Raw genomic sequence first — 25140 nt, 5'->3', positions numbered from 1 at the left:
ATCGGGCGATCAGGCGGCGTCGGGGAATTTTGGCAGAGCCTCGTCGAGCAGCCAACGGGCCGAGCGGCGGGCCTCCGCCTTGTGTTGCAGCTCCAGCGCGCTGAAAGTGGCTTCGTGGTGGCGCCGCTCGCGCTTGTCCAGTGCCCTCCAGGCGGCATGGGTCGGCACCTCCCTGGTCGCCTCGAAAAGCACCTGGAAGACCTGGCAACGCGGATGCTGGCCGAGACTGGCGTCGTAGTTGTCGAGCAGCACCTTGATGCGGATCGCCCCTTCGATCAACGGCAACTGCTCGTCCAGCAGGCAGTTGGCGAGGATTCGCAGGTCCTCCGCCAGTGCCAGCTGTTGTTGCTCGCGAGTCTGCGCCTGCAACCGCTCATTGCGCCAGACGCGGCGCCAGAGATACAGCGCACAGCCGGCTAGCGCCACAATCAGCAGCGCTCCGACCACCAGCAGACTCAGCATCAGGGGTGTCATGGCAGGCTCAGGCGCCGTGGCACTTTTTATATTTCTTCTGGCTGCCGCACGGGCAAGGGTCGTTGCGACCGACATCCTTCAGCGGGTTGCGCACCGGCTCCTGGCCGTGGCTGCAATGCGGACCATGCACGTGGTGGTGTTCATGGTCGTGATCGTGGTTGCAATCGGGACCGTGCACGTGGCTTCATGATTCATCTGGGTACTACTCCGGAATAAAGTTACCCGGGATTATCTCGCCATCGCTGGAAATGTGCACGCGCCGGCCGAGCATCAGGCCGGTCTTGATCTCGCCATCCAGGCGATATCGGATCGGACGGTCGGGCTTCTCCAGCAACCGCACGATGTATTTCATATGGCGCCACAGGTTGGTGTGCACCGGCACCTCGTAGTACTCGAAACCATGGGCCGGCACGGTCAGCCAGCCGCTGGACTCGCCGCTGGCCAATTCGATGTCGTTGAGGTGAACGGTATAGATCAGCCCGCGAACGGGCAGGCTGCGGTCGTTGGGGTTGTCGATGCGAAAGCGCAGCATGAACTGCTGTTCCAGCAATCTCGCCTTGATGATATCGACCTTGGTGAGCTGGACCTCGGGGTCCTTGAAGTCACCGGTGAACCAAGTGGAACAACCCACCAGGCCGCCAAGCAAACTCAGCAACACCACTATTTTCACTATTCTTATCGTGCGTGCCTGGCAAAACATTCCGGTACTCCATAGGACGGCCAAGTGTAGCAAGCAACATGCTTGCCGCAATGGGGCCCACCGCAAAATTACCAGTCTCGTGCCGCCGTATGACAACGAGGTTTCCGCCCCCCTCGCCAAGGCACCGGCGAGGGGCATGACCACGGCGCTGTCTAGCCCGCCAGTACCCGGGCGAGCACCGCGCGGGCCTTGCCGATGCCCTCGCGCAGCGCAGCCTCGATCTCAGCCATGGTGATCACGCCGCTCGACTTGCCCGCTGCGGGATTGACCACCAGCGCCAGGCAGGTATAGGGCAACTCCAGCTCGCGGGCGAGTACCGCCTCGGGCATGCCGGTCATGCCGACGATATCGCAGCCATCGCGCTCCATTCGAACGATCTCGGCGACGGTTTCCAGGCGCGGCCCCTGGGTGCAGCCATATACCCCATGACTGCTGAAGGCGAAGCGTTCGGCGGCCAATGCCCCGATCAACCGCTCGCGCAGCTCTTCGTCGTAGGGATAGCTGAAATCGACGTGGGTGACATGCTCGAGGTCGTCCTCGAAGAAGGTATGCGCCCGACCGTAGGTGTAGTCGATCAACTGGTGAGGCACGCAGAAGTGCCCCGGGCCCATTGCCGAATGGATGCCACCCACCGCGTTCACCGCCAGCACGGCCTCGGCGCCGGCCTGCTTCAGCGCCCAGAGATTGGCGCGGTAGTTGACCTGATGCGGCGGGATCCGGTGCGGATGGCCGTGGCGGGCGAGGAACAGGACCTCCCTGCCGGCGTATTCGCCGCGCAGGACTACCGCCGAGGGCGCGCCGTACGGCGTATCGATGTGCTGGGCCTCGTGCAGGACGAAACCACTCAGTTCGGTCAGGCCGGTGCCGCCGATGATGGCATGGACAGTCATGGTCGTTCCTTTGGCAGAGAGGGCGTCATTCGATGAGGCCGGCGGCCTTCAGCGCCCCGAGCGATGCGAGCCAGCGCGGATGCTGCTTGTAGTCCAGCGCCTCGGCCGCCCGGCCGCGCATCCGCGCCAGGGCCGGCGAAGGTTTGACCCCGAGTCGCTGCAGCGCGGCCAGGGCCGATTCGGCGGCAGCACGATCGTTGCACACCAGGCCCATGTCGCAACCGGCGCCCAGCGCGGCCTGGATGCGCCCGGCAGCATCGCCGGCAACATGGGCGCCGGCCATCGACAGGTCGTCGCTGAAGATCACGCCGCGAAAGCCGAGCTCGCCACGCAGGATGTCCTGCAGCCAGCGGCGCGAGAAGCCGGCCGGCTGCTCGTCGACCTGCGGGTAGATCACATGGGCCGGCATCACCGCATCGAGCGTCGGGCTCAAGGCCCGGAAAGGAATCAGGTCATGCCCGCGGAGCTCATCCAGGCTGCGCTCGTCGAGCGGAATCGCCACGTGGGAATCGGCCTCGGCCCAGCCATGGCCGGGGAAATGCTTGCCGGTGGCCGCCATTCCAGCGGCGTGCATGCCGGCGATGAAGGCCTCGATCAGTGCTACCGCACGTTGCGGATCGTCCTCGAAGGCCCGGGTGCCGACCACCGCGCTGCGCTGGTGGTCCAGATCGAGCACCGGCGCGAAACTGAAGTCCAGGCCCACCGCCAGCACCTCGGTGGCCATCACCCAGCCACAGGCTTCGGCCAACTGTCGTCCATCGGCGCAACGGGAAAGCTCACGCATCGCCGGCAGGCGCACGAAGCCCTGGCGCAACCGCTGCACGCGACCGCCCTCCTGATCCACCGCCAGCAAAAGGTCGGGGCGCAGCGCGCGAATCGCCCGGCACAGCTCCTGCACCTGGCGCGGGTGCTCGATATTGCGGGCGAACAGGATCAGCCCGCCGACTTCCGGCTGGCGCAGCAGGTGGCGGTCCTCGGCGGTCAGCCAGGTGCCGCCGATGTCCAGCATCAATGAACCTTGCATGAAATGAGCGAGTCCTCAGTCGAGTGCGGCGACGGCCCAGGCCGGGCAGGCGGCCTCTTCGATGCGCACTGCGCAATGGGCCGGCACCTGTGGGAAAAGTTCCAGCAAATCCGCACTGTGCAGGCGGATGCAGCCGTGGGAAAGCGGCACGCCCAGGGGCTCGTGGTCCGGTGTGCCGTGCAGATAGATATAGCGGCGGAACGTATCGACCTCGCCAAGCCGGTTCACACCGGGTTCGCAGCCACTGAGCCAGAGTATCCGGGTGAGAATCCAGTCGCGACCGGGAAACCGTTCGTGCAGCGCCTCGGACCAGACCTCGCCGGTCCAGCGCCGCCCGCGCAGCACCGCCCCGGCCGGCAACCCTTCGCCGATACGCGCGCGTACCTGGTGCAACCCGCGCGGCGTGCAACCGGAGCCATTGCGCTCGCCAACGCCGTTACGCGCGGTGGAAACGGGCAGACGAAGGCGTAGCCGGCCTTCGGCGAAGCCGTAAAGTCGTTGATCGGCAATGGAGATATGCAACAGGTCGAGAGGCGTCATAGGCGGCTAGCTTAGCCGATAGACCGCCGGCCTTGTAGCTCAAGCCTTGGCCGGCATCGCCACCGCGTTGCGCCTGGCCACCGGCTGCGCCTGCGCGAGCGTGGCATCCTCGACGCCACTATCGGCACGCATGCCCGCCGCGAGAAAAGGCACCATCATGCGCATGACCTGCTCGATGGAGGTTTTCACGCCGAAGTCGTTCTCGGCGATCGCCCGCAACGCCTTGATGCCCGACATGCTGAAGGCCGCCGCACCGAGCATGAAATGCACGCGCCAGAACAGCTCGAGAGGAGGAATCGCCGGCGCCGCCTCGTGCACCTTGAGCATGTAGCGGCGGAACACCTTGCCATACATATCTTCGAGGTAACGTCGCAGGTGGCCCTGGCTCTGGCTGAAGGACAGCCCCAGCAGGCGCATGAAGATGGAGAGATCGTCGCCGCTGCGTGGCTTGACCGCCAGCGCCTGCTCGACGAGGATTTCCAGCAGCTCCTCCAGCGTGTCCGGCTTGCTCGTCAAGGCCTCGCGGCGGTCCAGTTCACGCTCGAGGCTGACGCAGAAAGGACCGAGAAAACGCGAGAAAACCGCCTGGATCAGCGCCTTCTTCGAGCCGAAGTGGTAATTCACCGCCGCCAGGTTGACCCCAGCCTTGCTGGTGATCAGGCGAAGCGAAGTCTCGGCGAAGCCTTTTTCCGCGAACAGCTGTTCCGCTGCATCAAGAATGCGCTCAACTGTTTCCGACTGCGCCATGCCCCCTCCGAAAGACAAACATCCGTTTGAAACTTACGTTTCAGCCACCCACAAGTCAACCATGAAACCCCGCACGAGACTAGCGTCATCGTCGCAGGGCTTTCTCCCCCGCACCCCGCCTGCCCCGGGACCGGCGAAACAGTCATTGCCAAGGCCCGATCACTGTATATAATCCCAGGCACTGTATAAAAGAACAGAGACCGCCATGATCAAGCTGACGCCCCGCCAGTCGGAAATCCTCGCCTTCATCAAGCGTTGCCTGGAAGACAATGGCTACCCGCCTACCCGCGCGGAAATCGCCCAGGAGCTCGGCTTCAAGTCCCCCAATGCGGCCGAGGAGCATCTCAAGGCGCTCGCCCGCAAAGGCGCCATCGAGATGACGCCCGGCGCTTCCCGCGGGATACGTATTCCCGACTTCGAACCCGCCACCCAGGAATCCGGTCTGCCGATCATCGGCCGCGTCGCGGCGGGCGCTCCGATCCTGGCCCAGCAGCATGTCGAGGAATCCTGCCAGATCAACCCCGCTTTTTTCCATCCACGCGCCGATTATCTACTGCGTGTTCGTGGCATGAGCATGAAGGACATCGGCATTTTCGATGGCGACCTGCTGGCGGTGCACACCACCCGTGAAGCACGCAATGGCCAGATCGTGGTCGCGCGGGTCGGCGACGAGGTTACCGTCAAGCGCTTCAAGCGCGACGGCAAGAAAGTCTGGCTGCTGGCGGAAAACCCGGAATTCGCCCCCATCGAGGTCGATCTCGAACATCAGGAATTGGTGATAGAAGGCTTGAGCGTCGGCGTCATACGCCGCTAAGGAGAGGTTCATGCAGTACCAGACCAGCACTTCCCGGCCACAACTTTCCCTGTTCGACGGCGTCATCGCCCATAGCCTGACGCCCTTCGGCGAGATGAAGCCACGCAGCAAGCCCGAGCAGGAACACCTGAGCGAACTGAGCCTCAGCGGCAGCAGTGAACATTGCCACCTGCTGCTCGCGCCCATCCTGCGCGAACTCGGTGATGCCGCGGACAGCCGCTGGCTGACCCTGATCGCCCCGCCCGCCTTTCTCTCGCAGAACTGGCTGCGCAAGTGCGGGCTGAACCGTGAACGCATCATCCTGCTGCAGCCGCGCGACGCCGAAGGCGCACTGGAGCTCGCCTGCAAGGCGCTCGCTTCGGGCTGCAGCCACACCGTCGTCAGTTGGCTCGGGCAACTCGACGCCCTCACCCGCAACAAGCTGCGCGCCGCCGCCGCGCTTGGCGAAGCGCAAAGCCTCAATATCCGCCTGGGTTGTTGAGTCGCAAAGCACAGGGAACGTGCTGCCCCCTCCGAAGCAGGCCCTCGACCTGCTGCCACCGACCGCCTCCCGCCTCAATGCAGAACGCGCGGCTCCTCGTCCTCCCGCTCGAAATCGCCTTCCGTCATGCGGCCGGCCATCTGCACCCCGACATTGAACATTGCCTTGGCGATTTCGACATGCTGCCCCTGCAGGAACAACTTGGCATCATCGGAGAAATCCAGCGTGACCAGCACCTCCTCGTCCTCGGCGCGGCGAAGCACGATGCGCCCGTCGGGTAGCTCGACGATTTCCAGAAAAGATGTAGGCATGGATCAGCTCCGCATGAAAGGCGGGCATTGTACCAGCCGACTACCGACAGAACAGCTGTTGGCCGACCGAAGCAGGCCTTCATTGCCTCCAATCGGAAGAGCGATCCTGCACGTGGCAATGCCAACAACGTAGGATGTGCTGAAAAAGAAAGTGGGCGTCTCGACGCGCCCCGAGAACAGGACTGCACATGACGATCCGCACCTTGCTGCTCACCACCCTGGCCATGCTCGCATTCGCCGGCAACTCGATTCTTTGCCGCATTGCCCTGAGGGACACCGGCATGGACCCTGCCAGTTTTACCGGGCTGCGTATATTCGCCGGCGCAATCGCGCTCTGGCTGCTGCTGCGCATCCGCCGGCCCAACCAACCGCTGAGCGGAGACTGGCTCAGTGCGTGCGCCCTGTTCGCCTATGCCGCGAGCTTCTCCTTCGCCTATCTCAGCCTGGATGCGGGGGCCGGTGCGCTGCTGCTGTTCGGCGCGGTGCAGCTGAGCATGCTGGCCTGGGGCTTGCTGAAGGGCGAGCGGTTCAGTCGAGGGCAGATAATCGGCCTACTGCTCGCCCTGAGCGGGTTGCTGATCCTGTTGCTGCCGGGAAGCCGCGCACCGGCGCTCGATGGCGCCATGCTGATGCTGCTGTCAGGTGTGGCCTGGGGCGTGTATTCGCTGCGGGGACGGGCGGCCAGCAACCCGCTCGCGGCAACCGCGGGCAACTTCGTCAGGGCCGTTCCATTCGCAGCGCTGCTGTGTCTCATCCTGATGGGACAGCAGCAATGGGATCGGGCGGGCGTAGTCTATGCGCTACTCTCCGGCGCGCTGACTTCAGGCATCGGCTACGCCATCTGGTACGCGGCCATGCCCGGTCTGGTGGCGATACAGGCCGCCAGCGTACAGCTCAGCGTTCCCCTGCTCACCGCGATTGCCGGCGCCTGCTGCTGGGGGAGGCGCTGACGGCAACGCTGCTCGTCTCCGGCGCGGCCATACTCGGCGGCATCGCCCTGGTGCTGAGGATCAGGTACCGCGCATGATGCCGCGGCGGGCGCGTCTCACCACTCCGTCAGCGATTCGCGAAAGCGCAACGCCAAGCCCTTGAGGTTCTGCCGCCAGGCCTCCAGTTCGGCCCGTGGCAAGGGCGGGACTTCCTCTTCGAGCTGACCGCCTCGATCAGCGGCTGGCGCGGATCGGTCTTGACCTTCGCCGGCGCCCGTGGCGCCTCGAACAGCGCGTCATAGGCACCGAGCAGTTGAGACAGCCAGGTGTCCGGCTGTTCGGACAGTTCCAGCAATTCGGCAAGCTCGGGACTCGGCGCGGCTTCGAGCACGTCACGGGTGAGGAACGCCGCCACCGCGCGGGCACCCGCGCCGGACGTGCGATAGTAGCCGGCGATCTCGTGGCACAGCCCCAGCAGAGCGCCGTAGAGATGGAACAGGCAGGCTTCGCGCTCGGCCTGGATCAACCCCTGGGAGTTCAGCGACGCGGCCTCTTCGGCCTTGCGCCAGCTATCCAGCGACAGGCCGGCGAAAAAGATCTTCTGGTTGGTGCGGGTGTAGAGCTCGTGAGCCATGGGATGCTCTCCGAAAAGGGGATGTTGCAGAGAATGAACCTTCGCGCGGCATCGCGCCAATAGCACGTCCGTGCCACTGGGGGATAACGGAAGCTGGCCACGGCGCCGGTATCGAAGCGCGCCGGCCCAGGCGCCCGCTCATCGGACCACCGGGCCGGCAAGGCCTGTCAGCGCTTGTCTTCGACCTTCCACTTGCCGCCGTCGTAGAAGGCCTTCCAGCCGGTGGGCTTGCCGTTGACCTCGGACTGGACGTACTGCTCCTTGCTCTTGCGGCTGTAGCGGATCACTGCCGGACGGCCTTCCGGGTCCTGCTGCGGCGCCTCGAGCAGGAAGTGATACTTCGGATCGATCTCGCCCTTGTGCGGGATCAGCTCCTGCACCAGCGGCGCGCGGGTTTCGCGGTTCTTCGGGAACTGGCTGGCGGCGAGGAACAGCCCCGAAGCGCCGTCGCGCAGCACGTAGGTGTCGTCGACCTTCTCGCAGCGCAGTTCCGGCATCTTCACCGCATCCATCTTCGGCGGCGCCGGCTCGCCGTTCTTCAGCAGCTTGCGGGTGTTCTTGCACTCGGCATTGGTGCAGCCGAAGAACTTGCCGAAACGGCCGGTCTTGAGCTGCATTTCACTGCCGCACTTGTCGCATTCCAGGCTCGGCCCCTCGTAGCCCTTGATGCGGTACTGGCCCTTCTCGATTTCATAACCGGAGCAATCCGGGTTGTTGCCGCAGATATGCAGTTTCTGCGTCTCGTCGAGCAGATAGGCATCCATTGCGGTGCTGCAGATCGGGCAGCGGCGCTTGCCAAGCAGCACGCGGGACTCGGACTCACCCTCGTCATCGGCGGCGATCTCGTCACCTGGGATCAGGTTGACCGTCGACTTGCAGCGCTCCTTCGGCGGCAGGCTGTAGCCGGAGCAGCCGAGGAACACGCCGGTCGAGGCGGTGCGGATCATCATCGGCCGGCCACAGACCTTGCACGGGATGTCGGTCAGCGTCGGCTGGTTGGCGCGCATGCCGTTCTCGCTGGCCTCGGCGACTTCCAGTTTCTTGCGGAAATCGCCGTAGAACTCGTCGAGCACGTGCTTCCAGTCGCGCTCGCCCTGGGCGACGTCGTCCAGGTGCTCTTCCATGCCGGCGGTGAAGCCGTAGTCCATCAGGTTGTTGAAGCTCTCGGAGAGGCGTTCGGTGACGATGTCGCCCATCTTCTCCGAGTAGAAACGACGGTTGTGCAGCGAGACGTAGCCGCGATCCTGGATGGTCGAGATGATCGCCGCGTAGGTCGACGGCCGGCCGATGCCACGCTTCTCCATTTCCTTGACCAGGCTGGCTTCGGAATAGCGCGCCGGCGGCTTGGTGAAGTGCTGGCTCGGATCGAGCTTGAGCAGCTTCATGTCGTCGCCCTTGTTCATTTCCGGTAGCACGTCGTCCTCGCCGGCCTTGCTCTGCTGCGGCATGACTTTGGTGTAGCCGTCGAACTTGAGGATGCGGCCCTTGGCGCGCAACTCGAAGTCACCGGCGCTGACCGTCACGCTGGTGGACAGGTACTGCGCTGGCGGCATCTGGCAGGCGACGAACTGGCGCCAGATCAGCTCATACAGGCGCTCGGCGTCGCGCTCCATGCCGGACAGCTGGTTGGGCCGCAGGTTGACGTCGGACGGGCGGATCGCCTCGTGCGCCTCCTGAGCGCCCTCCTTGCTCGAATAGACGTTGGGCTTCTCGGGCAGGTATTTGTTGCCGAACTCGTCCTCGATGAAGCCGCGCACCATGGCGATGGCGTCGGCCGAGAGGTTGGTCGAGTCGGTACGCATGTAGGTGATGTAGCCCGCCTCGTAGAGCCGCTGGGCCATCATCATGGTCTTCTTCACACCGAAGCCCAGGCGATTGCTCGCCGCCTGCTGCAGCGTCGAGGTGATGAAAGGCGCCGACGGCTTGCTGCTGGTCGGCTTGTCCTCGCGCTTGCTGACGCTGTACTTCGCGCCCTTGAGCTTCTCCAGCGCAGCAGTGGCCTGCGCCTCGTTCAGCGGCTTGAACGCCTCGCCGTTCTCGCGGGCGACTTCGAAACGCACCTTGGCCTGCTGCGCGGTGGCCAGGTCGGCATGCACTTCCCAGTATTCTTCCGGAACGAAGGCGCGAATCTCACGCTCGCGCTCGACCACCAGCTTCACCGCCACCGACTGCACGCGACCGGCAGACAGCCCACGGGCGATCTTCGCCCAGAGCAACGGCGAAACCATGTAGCCGACCACGCGGTCGAGGAAGCGCCGCGCCTGCTGCGCGTTGACCCGGTTCAGGTCGAGTTCGCCGGGTTCGGCGAAGGCTTCCTGGATCGCCTTCTTGGTGATCTCGTTGAACACCACGCGCTTGTAGCGGCTGTCGTCGCCACCGATGGACTCGCGCAGGTGCCAGGCGATGGCCTCCCCTTCCCTATCCAAGTCGGTCGCGAGATAGATGGTGTCGGCTTCCTTGGCCAGGCGGCGCAGTTCCTCGATCACCTTCTCCTTGCCGGGCAGGATCTCGTACTTGGCCTTCCAGCCGTGCTCGGGATCGACGCCCATGCGCGCGACCAACTGGCGCTTGGCCTTTTCCTTGGGCGACAGCGCGGGCGCCTCGGCGGCGGCCTTGCCGCGCTTGACCGGCTCCTTGCTGGCCGAACCGCTGGTAGGGAGGTCGCGGATATGGCCGATACTCGACTTCACCACGTACTGGTTACCCAAATACTTGTTGATTGTCTTGGCCTTGGCCGGTGATTCCACGATGACCAGCGATTTACCCATGGAGAGGAGAGTTCCTGAATCGAGAGGTGAACAGAGGCGACGCTTCGGCAGTGTGAATACCCGTGCCAGCGGCGGTCGGCAAGGCATCAGCGAACGCTAGCGCGGAATTTGCGAACGGCGGCCCACAAGCCTGCCCGTTATCCCCCGATGACGTCTGGCGCGAATCAGCACCACTGAATGCCGGTAAACCGGACGCTGAAGGTTTCGCTCTGTCTAAAAAGCACCGCTATATATAGTGGCGATGGAGGTGAGGTCAAGCGCGAGCCTGCTGGCCGCATGCCAGTTCAACCCTCAAAAAGGCTCGGCTCGACCTCGATCAAGCGAACCGCGGGACGGTTTCGCCATTGACATCGACGGTTTCGCTGAACATCGACAGCGGCCGAACCCAGAGGCCACGTTCCCCGTACAGCGCCTGGTAGAACACCATCGGCTCCTCCGTCTCGGAATGCCGCGCCACGGCGAATACGCGGTATTCGGGGCCCTTGTAGTGGCGATAACGCCCCGGCTGCAACTGCATGCCTACCTCCACGCAACGACAAAAAAAGAAAAACCGGGGCACCAGGCCCCGGCTTCCATGCACCGGCTGACAAACCCTGCCCGCGAACCTGCGGACGCGGCTATCAGCCTAGCGCAGTCATTTGCATCTGTCTGTCAGAGGCGTTCGAAGACCGTGCTGATCCCCTGGCCCAGACCGATACACATGGTGGCGATACCGAGGGTACCGTTGTTCTGCTTCATCACGTTCAGCAGGGTGCCGGAGATACGCGCACCGGAGCAGCCGAACGGATGCCCCAGGCGATGGCGCCGCCGTGCAGGTTGACCTTCTCGTCCATCTTGTCGAGCAGCTTGAGATCCTTGAGCACCGGCAGCGCCTGTGCCGCGAAGGCTTCGTTGAGCTCGACGTGGCTGATGTCGTCCATGGTCAGGCCGGCGCGCTTGAGCACCTTCTGCGTCGACGGCACCGGGCCGTAGCCCATGATCGCCGGATCGACACCGGCCACTGCCATGGCGCGAACCACGGCCATCGGCTGGATGCCCAGGTCCTTGGCGCGCTGCGCGGACATGACGATCATGCAGGACGCGCCGTCGGTGATCTGCGAGGACGTGCCCGCGGTGACGGTGCCACCCTTCGGGTTGAACGCCGGCTTGAGCTCGGCCAGGCTCTCGAGGGTGGTCTCGGGACGAATGGTCTCGTCGTAGTCGAACACCTTGAGGAAGCCGTTTTCGTCGTAGCCCTGCATCGGGATGATCTCATCCTTGAACAGGCCCTCGACGGTGGCCTTGTGCGCCAGGCGGTGCGAACGCTCGCCGAAGGCGTCCTGCTGCTCGCGGCCGATGCCGTGCATCTTGCCGAGCATTTCCGCGGTCAGGCCCATCATGCCCGAGGCCTTGGCGGCATACAGCGACAGCTGCGGGTTCGGGTCGACGCCGTGCATCATGCCCACATGGCCCATGTGCTCGACGCCGCCGACGACGAACACGTCGCCGTTGCCGGTCTGGATCGCCTGCACGGCGGTGTGCAGCGCGCTCATCGACGAACCGCACAGGCGGCTGACGGTCTGCGCGGCGCTGGTGTGCGGGATGCGGGTCAGCAGCGAGGCCATGCGGGCGATGTTCCAGCCCTGCTCCAGGGTCTGGTTGACGCAGCCCCAGATCACGTCCTCGACCTCGGCCGGATCGACCTTCGGATTGCGCGCCAGCACGCCTTCGATCAGCTGCGCGGACAGGGTTTCGGCGCGGGTGTTACGGTGCATGCCGCCCTTGGAACGCCCCATCGGGGTACGGCCGAAGTCGACAATGACTGCATCTCTCGGATTCAGGCTCATATCTTCACTCTCACTCGATTAACCGTAGAAGCGCTGGCCGTTGGCGGCCATCTCGCGCAGCTTCGCGGTCGGGTGGTACAGCGGGCCCAGGTCGGCGTACTTGTCGGCCAGCGCGACGAACTCGGCGACACCGATCGAATCGATGTAGCGCAGCGCACCACCACGGAAGGGTGGGAAGCCGATGCCGTAGATCAGGCCCATGTCGGCTTCGGCAGCGCTCTCGACGATGCCGTCTTCCAGGCAGCGGACGGTTTCCAGGCACAGCGGAATCATCATGTAGTTGACGATGTCCTCGTCGGACAGCTCGCGGGTCTCGCTGACGATCGGCTTGAGCAGCTCGTAGGCTTGGGGGTCGACCACCTTTTTCGGCTTGCCCTTCTTGTCCACTTCATAGGCGTAGAAGCCCTTGCCGTTCTTCTGGCCGAGGCGGTTGGCCTCGTACATGACGTCGACGGCGGTCTTGCTGTCGTCCTTCATGCGGTCCGGGAAGCCTTCGGCCATCACGTCGCGGCCGTGGTGGCCGGTGTCCATGCCGACGACGTCCATCAGGTAGGCCGGGCCCATGGGCCAGCCGAACTTCTCCATCACCTTGTCGGCACGGGCGAAGTCGACGCCGTGGGCGATGGCGCGGGCGAAGCCGCCGAAGTACGGGAACAGCACGCGGTTGACCAGGAAGCCCGGGCAATCGTTGACCACCACCGGGCTCTTGCCCATCTTCTTGGCGTAGGCGACGGTGGTGGCGATGGCGGTTTCGCTGGTCTTCTCGCCGCGGATCACTTCCACCAGCGGCATCATGTGCACGGGATTGAAGAAGTGCATGCCGCAGAAGTTTTCCGGACGCTTGAGCGCCTGGGCCAGGTAGCTGATGGAGATGGTCGAGGTGTTGGAGGCGATGATCGCGTCTTCGCGCACCTGGCCTTCCACCTCGGCCAGCACGGCGTGCTTGACCTTCGGATTCTCCACCACGGCTTCCACGACGATGTCGACATTGCCGAAGTCGCCGTAGGACATGGTCGGGCGGATCGCGTTGAGCGCCTGGGCCATCTTCTCGGCGGTCAGGCGACCTTTTTCCACACGCTTGCCAAGCAGCTTGGAGGCCTCGTCCAGGCCCATCTGGATACCCTCTTCGCGGATATCCTTCATCAGGATCGGCGTGCCCTTGACGGCCGACTGGTAGGCGATGCCGCCGCCCATGATGCCGGCGCCGAGTACGGCAGCGAGCTTCACGTCGCGCGCCTGCTTGTCGTAGGCCTTGGCCTTCTTCTTCAGCTCCTGGTCGCTGAGGAACAGCCCGACCAGGCTCTCGGCGACCGAGCTCTTGGCCAGCTTGACGAAGCCGGCGGCCTCGACTTCCAGCGCCTTGTCACGGCCGAAGTTGGCAGCCTTCTGGATGGTCTTGATAGCTTCGACCGGGGCCGGGTAGTTCGGGCCGGCTTGCCCTGCGACGAACGCCTTGCTGGTTTCGAAGGCCATCATCTGCTCGATGGCGTTGAGCTTGAGCTTGTCCAGCTTCGGCTGGCGCTTGGCCTGGTAGTCCAGCTCTCCGGAGATGGCGCGCTTGACCAGGTCCAGGGCTGCTGCCTGCAGCTTCTCGGGTGCGACCACGGCGTCGACCGCGTGCACCTTGAGGGCGTCTTCGGCGCGGTTTTCCTTGCCTGAGGCGATCCACTCGACGGCGTTGTCGACACCGATCAGGCGCGGCAGGCGCACGGTGCCGCCGAAGCCCGGGTAGATGCCCAGCTTGACTTCCGGCAGGCCGACCTTGGCAGTAGCGGACATGACGCGATAGTCCGCCGCCATGCACATCTCGAAGCCGCCACCCAGGGCGATGCCGTTGATGGCGACGACGGTGGGCACGCCCAGGTCTTCGAAATCGCTGAAGATCTTGTTGGCTTCGAGGTTGCCGGCGACCAGTTCCTCGTCGGGCAGCTTGAAGTTGTCGACGAACCCGGTGATGTCGGCGCCGACGATGAACACGTCCTTGCCGCTGGTGACGATCACGCCCTTGACCGACGCGTCGGCCTTGATGGCATCGACGGCCTGGCGCAGATCGTTGAGCGTGAGGCGATTGAACTTGTTGACGGACTCACCCTTGAGGTCGAAATTCAATTCGACGATGCCGCTCTCAAGAGCCTTAACCGTGATGGCTTTACCTTCGTAAATCATCAACTGATCTCCAGGTATGGAAACTGAACGTTACGTGTCTCACGTCTTCGGCCCGGACACGACCGTCGCCTGACCGGCGAAACGACACCCAGCGACACGATAATCCGGGTGACCGGCATTTGCAGAGGCAAACGCTCGATTCATACGCCCGTTTGATTTGGGTCGGCACACCTTCGGGGAAAAGCGCAGCGTTGTCAATCGGCTGGTTTACCTAAGCGAAAGACACCTGCAAGCGGGCATTTCGCGACCGCCTGGTCATCATCGACAGCGCCGATCTGCCTGCATTCACTGCGGCGATGATCAAGTTGCCCTGCGAGCCGAATGGCTGAAACCGCGCCCTACCAACCGAGTCAATCCTAGACGTAGTCGAGCAGGTACACTGCCGCATTTCGTTGCATGCCATGAGCGGACCAACTCCGGAGTACTGTATGTCCCAAGCCCCCATCGCCCGCGCCGACACCGGCATCGATCCCTACCGCTGGCTGGAGAATCGCGACGCCGACGACGTGCTCGCCTACCTCAAGGCGGAGAACGCCTATCTCGAGGAACAGCTCGCCGACCAGGCCGAACTGCGCGAAACGCTGTTCCAGGAAATCAAGGGGCGCATCCGCGAAACCGATCTGTCGCTGCCCTCGCCCTGGGGTCCGTGGCTGTACTACCAGCGCACCACCGCCGGCGACGAGTACCCACGCCACTACCGCTGCCCGCGCCCGCTGGATGGCTCGCTGAACGTGGACGAAAGCGCCGAGCAGCTGCTGCTCGACCCCAACGAACTGGCCGGTGGCGGTTTTCTTTCGCTCGGCGCGTTCAGCATCAGCCAGGACCACGGCAAGCTGGCCTACAGCCTCGACCGCGAAGGCGACGAGATCTACCGGCTGTACGTCAAGGACCTGGCCAGTGGCGAAGTCAGCGCCCTGCCCTTCGACGACTGCGACGGCAGCATGACCTGGGCCAACGACAGCCAGACGCTGTTCTTCGGCGAACTCGACGAGACCCACCGGCCACACAGGATTCATCGCCACCGTCTCGGCGAAAGCGACAGCAGCGAGGTCTTCCACGACCCCGACGGGCGCTTCTTCGTGCACTGCTACCGCGCCAGTTCCGATCGCCAGTTGGTGATCCTCTCCCACAGCAAGACCACCAGCGAAGCCTGGGTGCTCCCGGCCGACGAACCGCAGGGCCAGTGGACCTGCCTGGCGCCGCGCCAGGAGGAGCACGAATACTTCCCCGACCACGGCCTCTACGAAGGCCAGTGGAGCTGGTTGATCCGCAGCAACCAGGCCGGGATCAACTTCGCCCTGTATCGCGCCGACGAGGCGCGAGCGGGCCGCGAGCACTGGCAGGAGCTGGTGCCGCACAGCGACGCGGTGATGCTCGAGGACGTCAGCCTGAATGCCGAGGCGATCACCCTGACCCTGCGCGAAAGCGGCCTACCCGTGATCGAGGTGCGGCCGCAGGGCGTCCAGCCCTATCGCCTGCAGTTGCCCGATGCGGCCTACAGCCTGCACGTGCAGAACTCGCTGGAATTCACCAGCACGGTGATCCGCCTGCGCTACGAGGCGCTCAACCGCCCGGCGCAGATCCGCCAGCTGACCCTGGCCGATGGCACCCAGGCCGTACTCAAGGAAACCCCGGTGGAAGGGCCGTTCGACGCCGACGCCTACGAAAGCCGGCGCATCTGGGCCACCGCCGAGGACGGCACGCGAATCCCGATCAGCCTGGTGGCGCGCCGCGACAGCTTCGGCAAGTCGGCGCCGCTCTATCTCTACGGCTACGGCGCCTATGGCCACAGCCTCGACCCCTGGTTCTCGCACGCGCGGCTGTCGTTGCTCGACCGCGGCTTCGTCTTCGCCATCGCCCATGTGCGCGGCGGTGGCGATCTCGGCGAGGCCTGGTACCGCGCCGGCAAGCTGGAGCACAAGCCGAACACCTTCAACGACTTCATCGCCTGCGCCGAGAAGCTGCTGGCCAACGGCTACACCACGCCGCAGCGCCTGGCCATCAGCGGCGGCAGCGCCGGCGGGCTGCTGATCGGCGCGGTGCTCAACCTGCGCCCGGAGCTGTTCGGCGCGGCCATCGCCGAAGTGCCCTTCGTCGACGTGCTCAACACCATGCTCAACGCCGACCTGCCGCTGACCGTGACCGAGTACGACGAATGGGGCGATCCCAACCAACCCGAGGTGCACGAGCGGATCAAGGCCTATGCGCCCTACGAGAACGTCCGCGCCCAGGCCTACCCGGCGCTGCTGGCGGTGGCCGGCTACAACGACAGCCGCGTGCAGTACTGGGAAGCGGCCAAATGGGTGGCCAAGCTGCGCGCCACCCGCAGCGACGACAACCTGCTGCTGCTCAAGACCGAGTTCGGTGCCGGCCATGGCGGCATGAGCGGGCGCTACCAGGCGCTCAGGGACGTGGCGCTGGAATATGCGTTCATCCTCAAGGTGTTCGGTATGGCCGGGTAGCGTCGGCACCCGGGGCTGTTCGGGTAATTGGAGCGGGCGGAGTTGCAGGCTGCCCACTGGAGCCTTCCGACGCCGAGCTGCAGCGACCGAGGCACAATGCCCAGGTCGCCACCGGCAGCGACACGCTGAAGACGCCCCCGGCCGGGGGCTAGCGCAGGCGGGCCTACGGCCCGTATCGCCGCGGGGTCGCGCCTCCCACGGGGTCCGATGTGGGCTCGCTGCTTTTTGTGGGTGCGACCTCGCGGCGATGCTTTTGGCAGGCCAAGCGAACGGTACTGCCCGGCCTCATCCCTCATACGCGTTCCATCGCCTTGTGGTTATCGATCAACTGGTCCACCACGCTCGGGTCGGCCAGCGTGGAGGTATCGCCGAGCGAGTCGTATTCGTTGGTGGCGATCTTGCGCAGCAACCGGCGCATGATCTTGCCCGAACGCGTCTTCGGCAGGCCCGGCGCCCATTGGATCACGTCCGGCACGGCGATCGGGCCGATCTCGCGGCGCACCCACTGCTGCAGTTCCTGGCGCAGCGCATCCGACGGCTGCACGCCTGACACCAGCGTCACATAGACGTAGATCGCCTGGCCCTTGAGCTTATGCGGCACCCCCACCGCCGCGGCCTCGGCGACCTTGGCGTGGGCGACCATGGCGCTCTCGATCTCGGCGGTACCCATGCGGTGGCCGGAGACGTTGAGCACATCGTCGACCCGGCCGGTGATCCAGTAGTAGCCGTCCTCGTCGCGCCGGGCGCCATCACCGGTGAAGTACATGCCGCGGAAGGTCTTGAAGTAGGTGTCGACGAAGCGGTCGTGGTCCTTGTAGATGGTGCGCATCTGCCCCGGCCAGGAATCGAGGATCACCAGGTTGCCCTCGGCCGGCCCTTCCAGCAGGTTGCCGAGATTGTCCACCAGCCCGGGCACCACGCCGAACATCGGCCGGGTGGCGGATCCCGGCTTGAGTGTGGTCGCGCCCGGCAACGGGCTGATGAGGATGCCGCCGGTCTCGGTCTGCCACCAGGTATCGACGATCGGGCAGCGCGATTGTCCCACGGTTTCGTAGTACCAGTGCCAGGCCTCGGGGTTGATCGGCTCGCCTACCGTGCCGAGCAGCCGCAGGCTGGAACCGTCGGCGCCCTGCACGGCAGCCGCGCCCTCGGCCATCATCGCGCGGATCGCCGTTGGCGCGGTGTAGAGAATGTTGACCTTGTGCTTGTCGATGATCCGGGCGACACGGGTGACGTCCGGATAGTTCGGCACCCCCTCGTACATCAGCGTGGTCGCACCGTTGGCCAACGGGCCGTAGATCAGGTAGCTGTGGCCGGTGATCCAGCCGATATCCGCGGTGCACCAGTAGATGTCGCCGGGACGGTAGTCGAAGACGCGTTCATGGGTCAGCGCGACGTACAGCAGGTAGCCGCCGCAGGTGTGCATCACGCCCTTCGGCTTGCCGGTGGAACCGGACGTATAGAGGATGAACAGCGGCTCCTCGGCGCCCATTTCCTTCGGTGCGCAGACTTCGCTGGCAACGCGCATCAGGTCGTCGTAGCGGATGTCGCGATGCGGGTGCCAGCGGATGTCGGCGCCGGTACGGCGAACCACGATGATCTTCTGCACGCAATTGGTCTGCGGGTTGGTCAGCGCTTCGTCGACGTTCTCCTTCAGGGGGATGCGCTTGCCACCGCGGATGCCTTCGTCGGCGGTGATCACCACCTTCGAGTTGCCGTCGATGATGCGTCCGGCCAGCGCCTCCGGCGAGAAGCCGCCGAACACCACCGAATGGATCGCACCGATGCGCGCGCAGGCGAGCATGGCGACGGCCGCCTCGGGGATCATCGGCATGTAGATGGTCACCACGTCGCCGCGATGCACGTCCTGGCCACGCAGGGCATTGGCGAACTTGCTGACCTGCAAGTGCAGCTCGCGATAGGTGATTTCGCGATGCTCCTCGGGATCGTCCCCCTCCCAGATGATCGCCACCTGGTCGCCGCGCGCCTGCAGGTGGCGGTCCAGGCAGTTGGAGGAGACATTCAGCGTGCCATCGGCGAACCACTTGATGTCCACATGGTGGTCGTCGAACGAGGTGCGCTTGACCTCCGTGAAGGGCCTGATCCAGTCCAGGCGTGCCGCCTGTTCCCGCCAGAATCCATCAGGGTTGACCACCGACTGCTGGTAGAGGGCCTTGTAGCTGGCCTCGTTGGTCAAGGTCTGGGCGGCCACCTCGGGCCGTACCGGATATGTGGACGCAGCACTCATGGCAGATACCTCGTCTGTCTTGTTGGTTTGCAGAACCCTGTCCAACAGGCGAACCAAATAACCAACCCAAGCGCCTGGCAGACGTTGCATTTGAGCCGACCACCCGACAGGCGTTCCTTCGGCCGGTGATCGAACTACCGTGAAGCATAGACCGAAGACCACTCCCTTGAGCTCAGAGCCGCAATCGCCGCGGTATGCGGCCGCCGGGCTCAGTGCCGCCAGCTCTTTGGCAGGCCACTCCCGACGTCGGGCCTGCTGGCAGTCCTTCGGCCTGCAATCGCCGCGGGGCGCGCCTCCCACAGAGTTCGGTGTTTGCTGGCTGTTTTGTGGGAGGCCCGACCCCGGGGCGATGCTTTTGAGCTTCTGGCAGGCCTGCGGCCTGCCTCGCCGGCAACCTCAGCTCCCGGAATTCGCCGCCTGCGCCGCTTCGATCAGGTCCTTGCCGATCTCGTCCTCGAACTTCTTCCAGGCCGGCTGCACCGCTTCACGCCACTTGGCGCGCTGCTCGTCGGTGAGCACCAGGATCTCGCTCTTGCCCGAATCGACCACGCCCTGCCTGGCCTTCTGGTTAAGCGCTTCGGCCTGGCGGTTCACCTCGACCGTGACCTCCTCGATGATCGCCTCCAGCTCGCTGCGCACCGGGGCCGGCAGGCCGTTCCAGAACTTGGTGTTGGTGATCAGCAGGTAGTTGCCGATGCCGTGGCTGGACTCGGTCATGTACTTCTGCACTTCGTAATACTTCTGGCTGTAGATGTTCGACCAGGGGTTGTCCTGGGCATTGACCACGCCGGTCTGCAGGCCCTGGTAGATCTCGCGAAGGCCATCTTGCGCGGCACCGCGCGCAACGCGGTGTACTGGGCCGCCTGCAGATCCGAGGGCTGCACGCGGAATTTCAGGCCACGGGCATCGGCCGGCTCGCGCAGCGGCTTGTTGGCGGTGAAATGGCGCATGCCGTTGAGCCAGTAGGCCAGCCCGGTGATGCCCTTGTCCTCCATGGACTTGAGCATCGCGCGGCCCTTATCCGACTGCTGGAAGCGTTGCGCGGCGGCCATGTCGTCGAACAAGAACATCAGGTCGAACAGCTGCAACTGCTTGGTGTACTGCTCGAGCTTGGAGGGGGCCGGCGCAAGCATCTGCACTTCGTTCATCAGCAGCGCTTCCATCTCCTTGCCGTCGCCATACAGCGAGGAGTTGGCGAACACCTGCACCTCGACCTGGCCCGGCAGGCGCTCTTCGACGAGCTTCTTGAACATCAGGCGCCCTGCCCCTTGGGCGTGCTGTCGGCGGTGATGTGGGAAAACTTGATCAGGATCGGATCGGCCTGCGCACCGAGGACGGTGAACAATGCCGAAGCGGCGAGCAGACGGGTGATGCCACGGGTGAGTCGTGTCATGAGGAGCTCCGTTTTGTAGTTGTGTGAGCCATGTAGCTGACACGACTCTACCCCCGTACCCGCCTCCGCTGAATTCCTATTTGGCCAAGCTTGGCTTCGCTGTTCGCGAAGGCTGCCCCCTCATACCGCCTTATTCCGCTATTTCCCGGCTCCTGCCTTCGCGAGCGGTGAGGTATTCGAGCATCTGCCGCGCGGTAACCGAGAGGCTGTCCAGGTTGCGTACGCCGACCTTCAGCTCGCGTCGCGCCCAGGCGTCGCTCAGCGGGACGATCGCCACGTCCAGCGCCGGCAGGTAGTTGCGTACCACCTGCTCGGGCAGCACACCGACGCCCATGCCGGTATGGATCATCCGGCAGATCGCCTCGAAGCTGCGCACCTGGATGCGCAGGCGCAGCGGCATGCCCATCTGCTGGGCCGACTGCTGCAGCAGGGCGTGCAGCGAGGCGTCCTGCTGCAGGCCGATGAAGTCGAAGCCGGCCGCTTCGCTCAAGGCGATGCGCTCGCGCGTCGCCAGCGGATGCTCACGCGGCGTGACCAGCGCCAGCCGGTCCTCGCGGTAGGCGAAGACCTGCAAATCCTCGGCCGGCATGTGCCCGGCGAAGATGCCGATATCCGTCAGCCCCTCGCGCAGGGCGCGCAGGGTATCGCTGCTGACGCGCTCCTCGAGGTCGATCTTCACTTCCGGGTGCTGGCGGGCGAAGGCGCTCAGGTCCTCGGGGAGAAACTCGATCACCGCCGAGGTGTTGGCGTGGATGCGCACATGGCCCTTGACCCCCTGGCTGAATTCGCTGAGGTCGGCATCCAGCTGCCGCAGGCTGTCCAGCAGGTTGCGCGCATGGTGCAGCAGGGCGTGGCCGGCCGGTGTCAGCTCGACGCCCTTGGGCTGGCGATAGAGCAGGCTGACGCCGAGCTGGCCCTCCAGATCGCTGACGCGCTTGCTCACCGCCGCCAGGGCGAGGTGCTCGCGCTCGGCGGCGCGGGTCAGGCTGCGCTCGTCGGCGATGGCGGCGAACAGGCGCAGGGTGACGAAATCGATACGACGCATAGGGCTCTCCCGTATTCGCAGGTGGCGAAGGATGCACCGTTTCGCCCCTTTACTTCAAAGCCCAGGCAGGAAACCCCTTCGCGAAAGGCGAAGCACACCTTGGCCATCGATCAATTGTCGGCTTCGCTGGCGTCGGTCATGCTCTGCGCCACGAATCAACCCGCACAGGTGTGCTGCGATGAGCCAACAGACGGAAAAGAGCCTGCCGCTGCAGGGCCTCAAGGTGATCGAGATGGGCCAGCTGATCGCCGGCCCCTTCGCCAGCAAGCTGCTCGGCGAATTCGGCGCCGAGGTGATCAAGATCGAGCCGCCGAAGGTCGGCGACCCGCTGCGCAAGTGGCGCAAGCTCAAGGACGGCACCTCGCTGTGGTGGCACGTGCAGTCGCGCAACAAGCGCTCGGTGACGCTGGACCTCAAGGCTGCCGAAGGCCAGGCCATCGTCCGCCAGCTGGTGGCCGAGGCCGACATCCTGATCGAGAACTTCCGCCCCGGCACGCTGGAGGAATGGGGCCTAGGCTGGGACGAACTATCGAAGCTCAACCCGCGGCTGATCATGCTGCGCATCTCCGGCTACGGGCAGAGCGGCCCCTACCGCGACCTGCCGGGCTTCGGCGTGATCGGCGAGGCCATGGGCGGCCTGCGCCACCTGTCCGGCCACCCGGGCCAGCCGCCGGTGCGCGTCGGCATCAGCATCGGCGACTCGCTGTCCTCGCTCTACGGCGTCATCGGCGTGCTGCTGGCCCTGCAGGAGCGCCGCCGCAGCGGCCTGGGCCAGGAAATCGACGTGGCGTTGTACGAGTCGGTATTCGCCATGATGGAAAGCCTGGTGCCGGAATACGACGCCTTCGGCTACGTCCGCGAGCCGGCCGGCAGCGCGCTGCCCGGCATCACGCCGTCCAACTCCTACCTGTGCAGGGACGGCGCCTACGTACTGATCGCCGGCAATGGCGACAGCATCTACAAGCGCCTGATGACCCTGATGGGCCGCCAGGACCTGGCCGACGACCCGCGCTTCGCCCACAACGACGGCCGCGCGCAGCACGCCGAGCTGATCGACGCGGCCATCGGCGAATGGACCTCCGCCATGACCGCGACGAGGTGATCGAGGCGCTCAAGGGCGCCCGCGTGCCGGCCGGCTATCCCTACACCGCCGCCGACATCGTCAAGGACCCGCACTACCTGGCGCGGCAGATGATCGAGCAGGTCGAGACCTTCGCCGGCCCGCTGAAGGTACCGGGCGTACTGCCCAAACTGTCGCGCACGCCGGGACGCATCGGCCACGGCGGCCCGCAACTGGGCGAGCACACCGACGACGTGCTGGCTGGCCTCGGCCTCACCGACGAACAACGCCAGGGCCTGCGCGAGCGCGGGATCATCTGAAAAAGCCACAAGCTTCATAGGGTGGATGACTTTTCATCCACCGTGACATTCCCGTAACGGTGGATGGGTGGAGCGTCATCCACCTACGACGCCCAGAACCGACAGGACTCAACCATGAGCAAACGCCTGTATATCCAGGAAGTCGCCACCCGCGACGGCTTCCAGATCGAGCCGGACTTCGTGCCGACCGCAGACAAGATCGCGCTGATCGACCGCCTCTCGCAAACCGGGCTGGCGAAGATCGAGGTCACCTCCTTCACCTCGCCCAAGGCCATTCCCAACCTGCGCGACGCCGAGGAGGTGATGCGCGGCATCCGCCGCGTGCCGGGCGTCGAGTACACCGTGCTGGTGCCCAACGTGAAGGGCTGCGAACGCGCGCTGGCCTGTGCGGTGGACGAGATCAACCTGGTGATGTCGGCCAGCGACACCCACGGCCTGGCCAACCTGCGCATGACGCCCGAGCAGTCGCTGGCGCAGTTCCGCGAGATCATCGAGGCCACCCGCGGCAGCGCGGTGTTCGTCAACGCTTCGCTGTCGACCACCTTCGGCTGCCCCTTCGAAGGCGAGGTGCCGGAGCGCCGCGTCTTCGAGCTGGTGCAGCGCCTGTTGGAGATCGGCGTGCAGGGCATCACCCTCTGCGACACCACCGGCATGGCCGACCCGGCGCAGGTCGAGCGCCTCTGCCGCGAGGCGCTGAACAGCTGGCCAGAAGCCGTATTCACCGCGCACTTCCACAACACCCGCGGCATGGGCCTGGCCAATGCCCTGGCGGCGCTGAACGCCGGGATCGACCGCTTCGACGCCTCGCTCGGCGGCCTCGGCGGCTGCCCCTATGCGCCAGGCGCCAGCGGCAATATCTGCACCGAAGACCTGGTGCATATGTTCCAGCGCATGGGCCTGGATACCGGCGTGGACCTGGATGGCCTGCTGCACTGCGCGGCCGACCTGCCGCAACTGGTCGGCCACGAGGTGCCGGGCGCCGTGCTCAAGGCCGGCAAGGCCGACCGCCGCTACCCGAAGCCAAAATGGCTGCAGGAAGCCGGCGCCTGAGCCTCATGCAGTTCACTTAAGGCCAAAAGCTGGTTGCAGGATCATGTAGGAGCGGGCCACGCCCGCGATTCGCGCGCATGGCGCGCTCCTACAACGTACTCTCTGTGCTTATCCGAACAGGCTTTTTCCGTTCTCACGAGTGAATGCCGTACGGGGCTCAACAATCCGGTCTGAGAGTTCGAGTCTCTCCGTCCGCACCCTGTTTGGCTGAAACGCGCGAGCCAGGCGCCTTTCCGACCGGGCTCGCGCGCTAGCGCACGTGGCTCTCAGACGCCCTGGCAGAATGTCAGGATCGCATCGACCACCGCACCGGGCGCTTCACGCTGGGGAAAATGGCCAACGCCCGGCAGCAGGTGGCGGTGGTACGGACCGCTGAACAAACCTTCCCGTCCCGCCGAGCTATCCGGCGCGTTGCAGCTATCCGCCTCGCCGTGCAGCACCAGGGTCGGCACCGCCAGCACCGGCGTGGGCTGCAGCAGTGCTTCATCCTGCGCATAGGCCGGATCGCCCTCGGCGAAACCCCAGCGGTGCCGGTAGGAATGCAGCACCACCGCGGCCCAGTCCGGGTTGTCGAACGCCGCGGCAGCCTCGGCGAAATCCGCCTCGGCGTACCAGCCGGCCGGCGACCAGGTGTCCCAGAGCAGGCGGGTGAAGGCGAGGCGATCCTCGGTCACCGTACGCTCGCCACGCGGCGTGGCCATGTACCAGTGGTACCAGTAGTTGCGCGCCTGGCTCAGGGAGATCCGCTGGTTCGGGTCGTTGGTGCCATAGCCCACCGCAAGCATCACCAGCCGTGCGGCCGCGTGATGACGCAGGCCACAGGCATTGGCCGCCGCACGCGCGCCCCAGTCGTGACCGACCAGCACCGGCTGGTCCAGGCACAACGCATCGATGAAATCCAGCAGGTCGCGGCCCAGCGCGGCCAGTTGGCCGCTGCGCGGGATCAGCGGATCGACGAAGCGCGTCTGCCCGAAGCCACGCAGCGTCGGGCAGAGTACACGGTAGCCTGCGGCTGCCAGATGCTCGGCGACGGCGTTCCAGCTTTCCGGGCTGTCCGGCCAGCCATGCACCAGCACTGCCGTCTGGCGGCCACGGGGATTCCATTCGAGATAAGCGATGTCCAGCACCGGGGTGCGGACGAAGGCGTAGTCGCTCATGCCGGCGTCTCCTGACGAATGTTCGAGTCATCAGCATAGGCGTTCGGCTGGGCAAAAACGGGGGTTCATCGCATGTGCGCGACCGCCGCAGCGGCCTATCG

17 protein-coding genes and 6 pseudogenes are annotated in these 25140 nt (G+C 65.1%); 6 read left to right on the top strand and 17 right to left on the bottom strand.

Annotated features, from left to right (window positions below; genetic code table 11):
- Window positions 1-9: 9 nt before the first annotated feature.
- From BAY1663_RS08335 to BAY1663_RS08305, 7 genes are all read right to left on the bottom strand, one after another.
- Window positions 10-474, bottom strand: a complete 465-nt coding sequence (locus BAY1663_RS08335) for a DUF2489 domain-containing protein (RefSeq protein WP_037039449.1) — start codon at window positions 472-474, stop codon at window positions 10-12.
- A 7-nt stretch (window positions 475-481) separates the two neighbouring features.
- A complete protein-coding gene (locus BAY1663_RS23525; protein ID WP_128576167.1) occupies window positions 482-652 on the bottom strand; it encodes an SEC-C metal-binding domain-containing protein in 171 nt (56 codons plus the stop codon).
- A 24-nt stretch (window positions 653-676) separates the two neighbouring features.
- Window positions 677-1174 carry an LEA type 2 family protein gene (locus BAY1663_RS08325; protein ID WP_037039447.1) on the bottom strand — a complete coding sequence of 166 codons (498 nt, stop codon included), beginning with the start codon at window positions 1172-1174 and terminating at the stop codon, window positions 677-679.
- Between the two features lie 152 nt (window positions 1175-1326).
- Window positions 1327-2064 (bottom strand): S-methyl-5'-thioinosine phosphorylase, encoded by a 738-nt coding sequence (locus BAY1663_RS08320; protein ID WP_037039444.1) that lies wholly within the window; start codon window positions 2062-2064, stop codon window positions 1327-1329.
- A 25-nt stretch (window positions 2065-2089) separates the two neighbouring features.
- Window positions 2090-3088, bottom strand: coding sequence for a beta-N-acetylhexosaminidase (gene nagZ, locus BAY1663_RS08315; protein ID WP_037039441.1), 999 nt, complete (start codon window positions 3086-3088; stop codon window positions 2090-2092).
- 15 nt (window positions 3089-3103) lie between these two features.
- The gene (locus BAY1663_RS08310; RefSeq protein ID WP_037039439.1) at window positions 3104-3628 is read right to left on the bottom strand and encodes a L,D-transpeptidase; all 525 of its coding nucleotides are present in this window, start codon (window positions 3626-3628) and stop codon (window positions 3104-3106) included.
- A gap of 39 nt (window positions 3629-3667) precedes the next feature.
- Window positions 3668-4375: a TetR/AcrR family transcriptional regulator gene (locus BAY1663_RS08305; protein WP_037039436.1), complete on the bottom strand. Its 708-nt coding sequence runs from the start codon at window positions 4373-4375 to the stop codon at window positions 3668-3670.
- Window positions 4376-4580: 205 nt separating this feature from the next.
- Here BAY1663_RS08305 and lexA point away from each other — a divergent pair, with 205 nt between their 5' ends.
- Both lexA and sulA read left to right on the top strand, forming a co-directional pair.
- The gene (gene lexA, locus BAY1663_RS08300; protein ID WP_037039434.1) at window positions 4581-5189 is read left to right on the top strand and encodes a transcriptional repressor LexA; all 609 of its coding nucleotides are present in this window, start codon (window positions 4581-4583) and stop codon (window positions 5187-5189) included.
- 10 nt (window positions 5190-5199) lie between these two features.
- Window positions 5200-5670 carry an SOS-induced cell division inhibitor SulA gene (sulA, locus tag BAY1663_RS08295; protein ID WP_037039430.1) on the top strand — a complete coding sequence of 157 codons (471 nt, stop codon included), beginning with the start codon at window positions 5200-5202 and terminating at the stop codon, window positions 5668-5670.
- Between the two features lie 74 nt (window positions 5671-5744).
- Here the strand turns inward: sulA and BAY1663_RS08290 are convergent, their stop codons facing one another.
- On the bottom strand, window positions 5745-5981 hold the full coding sequence (locus tag BAY1663_RS08290) for a hypothetical protein (protein WP_037039428.1): 237 nt from the start codon (window positions 5979-5981) through the stop codon (window positions 5745-5747).
- Window positions 5982-6169: 188 nt separating this feature from the next.
- Between BAY1663_RS08290 and BAY1663_RS08285 the strand changes: the two are divergent.
- A pseudogene (locus BAY1663_RS08285) lies at window positions 6170-7008 on the top strand (DMT family transporter).
- Window positions 7009-7026: 18 nt separating this feature from the next.
- Here BAY1663_RS08285 and BAY1663_RS08280 read toward each other — a convergent pair.
- The 5 genes and pseudogenes from BAY1663_RS08280 to fadB form a co-directional block, all read right to left on the bottom strand.
- Window positions 7027-7544: pseudogene (locus BAY1663_RS08280) on the bottom strand (DUF6586 family protein).
- A 167-nt stretch (window positions 7545-7711) separates the two neighbouring features.
- Complete coding sequence (topA, locus tag BAY1663_RS08275) at window positions 7712-10312, bottom strand: type I DNA topoisomerase (RefSeq protein ID WP_037039426.1); 2601 nt, start codon at window positions 10310-10312, stop codon at window positions 7712-7714.
- Between the two features lie 284 nt (window positions 10313-10596).
- Window positions 10597-10829 (bottom strand): annotated as a pseudogene (locus BAY1663_RS08270) (DUF1653 domain-containing protein).
- Between the two features lie 134 nt (window positions 10830-10963).
- Window positions 10964-12138: pseudogene (gene fadA, locus BAY1663_RS08265) on the bottom strand (acetyl-CoA C-acyltransferase FadA).
- Between the two features lie 18 nt (window positions 12139-12156).
- Window positions 12157-14304 carry a fatty acid oxidation complex subunit alpha FadB gene (gene fadB / locus BAY1663_RS08260; protein WP_037039421.1) on the bottom strand — a complete coding sequence of 716 codons (2148 nt, stop codon included), beginning with the start codon at window positions 14302-14304 and terminating at the stop codon, window positions 12157-12159.
- A gap of 428 nt (window positions 14305-14732) precedes the next feature.
- On the opposite strand from fadB, the gene BAY1663_RS08255 reads away from it, so the two are divergent.
- A complete protein-coding gene (locus BAY1663_RS08255; RefSeq protein WP_037039418.1) occupies window positions 14733-16766 on the top strand; it encodes a S9 family peptidase in 2034 nt (677 codons plus the stop codon).
- 292 nt (window positions 16767-17058) lie between these two features.
- On the opposite strand, the gene acs is transcribed toward BAY1663_RS08255, so the two are convergent.
- The 3 genes and pseudogenes from acs to BAY1663_RS08240 all read right to left on the bottom strand — a co-directional run bounded on the left by acs (window position 17059) and on the right by BAY1663_RS08240 (window position 21452).
- Entirely contained in the window at window positions 17059-19014 is a 1956-nt protein-coding gene (gene acs, locus BAY1663_RS08250; RefSeq protein WP_037039415.1) for an acetate--CoA ligase, read from the bottom strand.
- Window positions 19015-19410: 396 nt separating this feature from the next.
- Window positions 19411-20407 (bottom strand): annotated as a pseudogene (locus BAY1663_RS08245) (TRAP transporter substrate-binding protein).
- Window positions 20408-20537: 130 nt separating this feature from the next.
- A complete protein-coding gene (locus BAY1663_RS08240; RefSeq protein ID WP_037039413.1) occupies window positions 20538-21452 on the bottom strand; it encodes a LysR family transcriptional regulator in 915 nt (304 codons plus the stop codon).
- Between the two features lie 178 nt (window positions 21453-21630).
- Between BAY1663_RS08240 and BAY1663_RS08235 the strand changes: the two are divergent.
- Window positions 21631-22832: pseudogene (locus tag BAY1663_RS08235) on the top strand (CaiB/BaiF CoA transferase family protein).
- Between the two features lie 114 nt (window positions 22833-22946).
- Window positions 22947-23882 carry a hydroxymethylglutaryl-CoA lyase gene (locus BAY1663_RS08230; protein WP_037039411.1) on the top strand — a complete coding sequence of 312 codons (936 nt, stop codon included), beginning with the start codon at window positions 22947-22949 and terminating at the stop codon, window positions 23880-23882.
- Window positions 23883-24148: 266 nt separating this feature from the next.
- Here BAY1663_RS08230 and BAY1663_RS08225 read toward each other — a convergent pair whose 3' ends face one another.
- Window positions 24149-25039, bottom strand: coding sequence for an alpha/beta fold hydrolase (locus BAY1663_RS08225; RefSeq protein ID WP_037039410.1), 891 nt, complete (start codon window positions 25037-25039; stop codon window positions 24149-24151).
- Window positions 25040-25140: the final 101 nt, after the last annotated feature.

Source organism: Pseudomonas sp. BAY1663 (genome assembly GCF_000582595.1).
GTDB classification, from domain to species: Bacteria; Pseudomonadota; Gammaproteobacteria; order Pseudomonadales; family Pseudomonadaceae; genus Stutzerimonas; species Stutzerimonas stutzeri_AF.
The sequence above is the reverse complement of the archived record's forward strand: the minus strand, read 5'-3'. Positions and strand labels throughout refer to the sequence as shown.